5 protein-coding genes are annotated in these 3,716 nt (G+C 75.7%); 1 reads left to right on the top strand and 4 read right to left on the bottom strand.

Annotated features, from left to right (window positions below; translation table 11 throughout):
- On the top strand, positions 1–758 hold a 758-nt coding region (locus tag H5J33_RS27095), incomplete at its 5' end, for a histidine phosphatase family protein (protein WP_258565429.1).
- On the opposite strand, the gene eda is transcribed toward H5J33_RS27095, so the two are convergent.
- The 4 genes from eda to H5J33_RS27075 all read right to left on the bottom strand — a co-directional run bounded on the left by eda (position 730) and on the right by H5J33_RS27075 (position 3,623).
- Positions 730–1,392, bottom strand: coding sequence for a bifunctional 4-hydroxy-2-oxoglutarate aldolase/2-dehydro-3-deoxy-phosphogluconate aldolase (gene eda / locus H5J33_RS27090; RefSeq protein WP_181797468.1), 663 nt, complete (start codon positions 1,390–1,392; stop codon positions 730–732). The genes H5J33_RS27095 and eda overlap by 29 nt on opposite strands.
- 70 nt (positions 1,393–1,462) lie before the next feature.
- Positions 1,463–2,245: a peroxide stress protein YaaA gene (yaaA, locus tag H5J33_RS27085; protein ID WP_181797467.1), complete on the bottom strand. Its 783-nt coding sequence runs from the start codon at positions 2,243–2,245 to the stop codon at positions 1,463–1,465.
- A gap of 68 nt (positions 2,246–2,313) precedes the next feature.
- Positions 2,314–2,880, bottom strand: a complete 567-nt coding sequence (locus H5J33_RS27080; RefSeq protein WP_181797466.1) for a hypothetical protein — start codon at positions 2,878–2,880, stop codon at positions 2,314–2,316.
- Positions 2,877–3,623: a MerR family transcriptional regulator gene (locus H5J33_RS27075; RefSeq protein ID WP_181797465.1), complete on the bottom strand. Its 747-nt coding sequence runs from the start codon at positions 3,621–3,623 to the stop codon at positions 2,877–2,879. Before H5J33_RS27075 ends, H5J33_RS27080 begins: the two co-directional genes overlap by 4 nt.
- Between the last annotated feature and the right edge of the window lie 93 nt (positions 3,624–3,716).

Genomic DNA, 3,716 nt, shown 5'->3' with positions numbered 1-3,716 from the left:
AACCCGATGCGCAGCGTCCGGGAGCCGCCGATCAGGGGCAGCCCTCCGCGCCGGACTCCGCCGGTCAGCCCTCCGCGCCGGACTCCGCCGGGCAGCCCTCCGCGCCCGGCTGGAGTTCCGCGCCCGACCTCGGCGCCCCGGCCACCCTCGTGCTGCTGCGCCACGGCGAGACCCCGCTGACCCCACAGAAACGCTTCTCCGGCAGCGGCGGCACCGACCCCGCTCTCTCCGCCGCCGGCCGCGAGCAGGCGCACCGCGTCGCCGAGGCCCTGGCCAGGCGCGGCACCATCCAGGAGATCGTGGCCTCCCCCCTGGCCCGTACCCGCGAGACCGCGGGGATCGTCGCCGCCCGGCTGAACCTGGACGTCACGGTCGAGGAGGGCCTGCGCGAGACGGACTTCGGCGCCTGGGAGGGGCTGACCTTCGGCGAGGTCCGCGAGCGCTACCCGGACGACCTGGACGCCTGGCTCGCCGACCCGGAGGCCCATCCCACCGGCGGCGGCGAGAGCTTCGCCGAGACCGCCGTACGGCTGGCCGCCACCCGGGACAAGCTGGTCGCGGCGTACCAGGGCCGTACGGTCCTGCTGGTCACCCACGTCACCCCGATCAAGACGCTGATCCGGCTCGCCCTCGGCGCCCCGCCCGAGTCGCTGTTCCGGATGGAGCTGTCGGCGGCCTCGCTGTCGGCGGTGGCGTACTACGCGGACGGCAACGCGAGCGTCCGGCTCTTCAACGACACGTCCCACCTGCGCCCCTGAGCCCGGCCGCCGCCCGCGCCAGCTGCTCGATCCGGTCCCAGTCGCGGGCGGCCACCGCCTCGGCCGGGACCATCCAGCTGCCGCCGACGCAGCCCACGTTGGGCAGGGACAGGTACTCCGGCGCGGTCGCCGGCCCGATCCCGCCGGTCGGGCAGAACCGGGCCTGCGGCAACGGTCCGGCCAGCGAGCGCAGATAGGCCGTACCGCCCGCCGCCTGCGCCGGGAAGAACTTCATCTCCCGCACCCCGCGCTCCAGCAGCGCGACCACCTCCGAGGCGGTCGACACCCCGGGCAGGTACGGCACCCCGGACGCGCGCATCGCCGTCAGCAGCGACTCCGTCCAGCCGGGGCTGACCAGGAACCGCGCCCCGGCCGCCGTCACCGCGCCCACCTGCTCCGGGGTCACCACCGTGCCCGCGCCGACCACCGCCTCGGGCACCTCGCCGGCGATGGCGCGGATCGCCTCCAGCGCCGCCGGGGTCCGCAGGGTCACCTCGACAGCGGGCAGCCCGCCGGCCACCAGCGCCCGAGCCAGCGGTACGGCGTCGGCGGCGTCGGCGAGCACCACGACGGGCAGGACGGGCGCGAGATCCAGGACGGAGGGGTCGGCGGAGCGGGGCAGCGGCGAGGTCATGCCCTCATCGTGCCCAGCTACTGCATCACCCGCAATGAGCGTTGCGCATGCTGCAACGCCCGACTCGGAGTCAGTGAATCTCCTCCACCAGCACGTCCAGCGCCCACGCCCTGCCCGCCTTGCCGGGCGCCTCCGCCTCCACGGTGTAGCCCAGCTCCCGCAGCACCTCTACCAGTTCGGCCGGGTTCTCCGGGACCGCCCCGGACGTGAGCAGGCCGCGTACGATCCGCCCCTTCGTCGCCTTGTTGAAGTGGCTGACGACCTTCCGGGTGGGCGCGTGCAGCACCCGTACCGTCGCCGTGCGCCCGGCCGGCTCGCCCTTCGGCTTCCAGGCGGTCGCGTAGGCCGAGGAACGCAGGTCCAGCACCAGGCCCTCGCCGGCCGCCTCCGGCAGCACCTCGGCCATCGGCGCCCGCCAGTGCCCGGCCAGCGCGCCGAGGCCCGGCAGCTTCACGCCCATCGAGCAGCGGTAGGAGGGGATCCGGTCCGTCACGCGTACCGCGCCCCACAGTCCGGAGAACACCAGCAGCGAGCCGGCGGCGCGCCGCCGGGCGTCCGCGTCCAGCGTGGCCAGGCCGAGGGCGTCGTAGAGGACACCGGTGTAGATCTCCCCGGCGGGGCGGGCGCCGGCCGTGCGCAGCCCGGCGTTCTTCGCGACCTCACCGCGCAGCCCCTCGCTGAGCCCCAGCACCTCGCGGGCCTTCTCCGGGTCGCCGGAGCACAGCCCGACCAGCTCGCCTAGCACGGCCTCCCGCGCCGCGGTCAGCCCCGGCAGGGACAGCGAGCCCAGCTCCAGCGGGGCGCCGTCACCCGAGTTCGCCTTGCCCTCGGAGGGCGGCAGCAGGACCAGCAACACGTACTCCTTACGTAGACCTCCGCGCCAGGGTACGGCGGTCCCGCGTACGGCCCCGACCACGGGGTTCAGCGCGCGGCGAGGGCCTGGACCAGGGCACCCGGGTCGTCGGCGTACAGCCGCACCACGCGCACCGGCCTGCGCCGGCCCGCCAGGGACGTGTGCACGACGGGCTCGGCGAGCTCGAGGGTCACCGTGGTCTGCGAGCCGACGATCAGGTCCAGGGCGTCCGGTTCCGGCTTGTGCGTGGTCCGGGTCTCCCGGCGTACGGCGGCGATCGAGGCCAGCGGGATCCGCAGGTCGGTATGGGCGCCGTGGCGCACCCGCAGCGCGTCGCCGGTCAGCACGTGCGGGCGGACCACGCCGGCCGCGTGCAGGCCGATCACGAGCAGCACGGTGTAGACGTCCACCACCAGCAGCACGTCGTGCGCGAGCGGCATGTCCCGCAGCATGAAGGACACGCCGACCGTCTCGACGACGCAGACGAAGGCCAGCCCCAGCAGCGTCGCGCCCTGCCCGCGCGCGTACCCGAACGCCCGCCCGCCGCCGGTGCCCTGGGTGCGCCGGGCCAGCCACAGCGCCAGACTGACGAAGAGCCGCATCTCGTGCCGGGCCAACCGGTACACCGTCGTCATCGCTCCACCCCCAAGGCGATCTCCAGCATACGGCGCACCGCCTCCGCCTGGGCGGGTGCCAAGTCGGCGTACAGAGCCCCCAACACCGCGTTGTCCAGGTCGGGTTGGCCCTCCATCGGCAGCCCGTCCGGTACGCACGCGGCGAGCGTGCGCGCCGTCCGCTCCACGCGCGGATCATCCGGGTCCGCGTCGGCCGGCGCGTCGAGCGGCGCGTACGCCTCGCGGGCGCGGGCCACCGCGTCCGGGTCGTCCAGGACGCCGCGCAGCGCGGCCGACAGCCGCTCCCGGTCCTCCGGCGACGCCCCCGTGTCGACCAGGGCCAGGACCTTCCGGTCCTTGGCGGCCATGGGGGAGCCGTCGGCGGGCAACGCGTCCAGTACGGCGGCCAGTTCGGGTGAGACGGGACCCTCGGCGGGCGGCTCCCCGGCGTCCAGCAGCGCCCGCAGCCGCCGCCGGCGCTCCCGGATCCCCGCCTCCTGCCGGGCCAGGTCCGCGTCCAGTTCGGTCAGCACCTCGGCCAGGTCCTTGCCCGCGTCGTCGGCGAGTACGTCCCGCACCTCGGTCAGGCCCAGCCCCAGCTCGGTCAGCCGCCGGATCCGGGCCAGGACGACGGCGTGCCGCAGCGCGTAGTGCCGGTAGCCGTTGGCGCGCCGGGCCGGCTCGGGCAGCAGGCCCAGGTGGTGGTAGTGCCGCACGGTGCGCGTCGTGACGCCGACGGCGGCGGCGAGCTCTCCGATCCGCATGGGATCAGTACAGACGTTGACGTCGCGGCGGGGTCAAGCGGTGGTCCGGGGGGGGGGGGGGGGGGGGGGGGGGGGGGGGGGGGGGCCGCGGGC

Source organism: Streptomyces sp. WELS2, from assembly GCF_013870595.1.
Lineage (GTDB): Bacteria > Actinomycetota > Actinomycetes > Streptomycetales > Streptomycetaceae > Streptomyces.
This window is presented reverse-complemented; position numbering and strand designations above follow the sequence as displayed.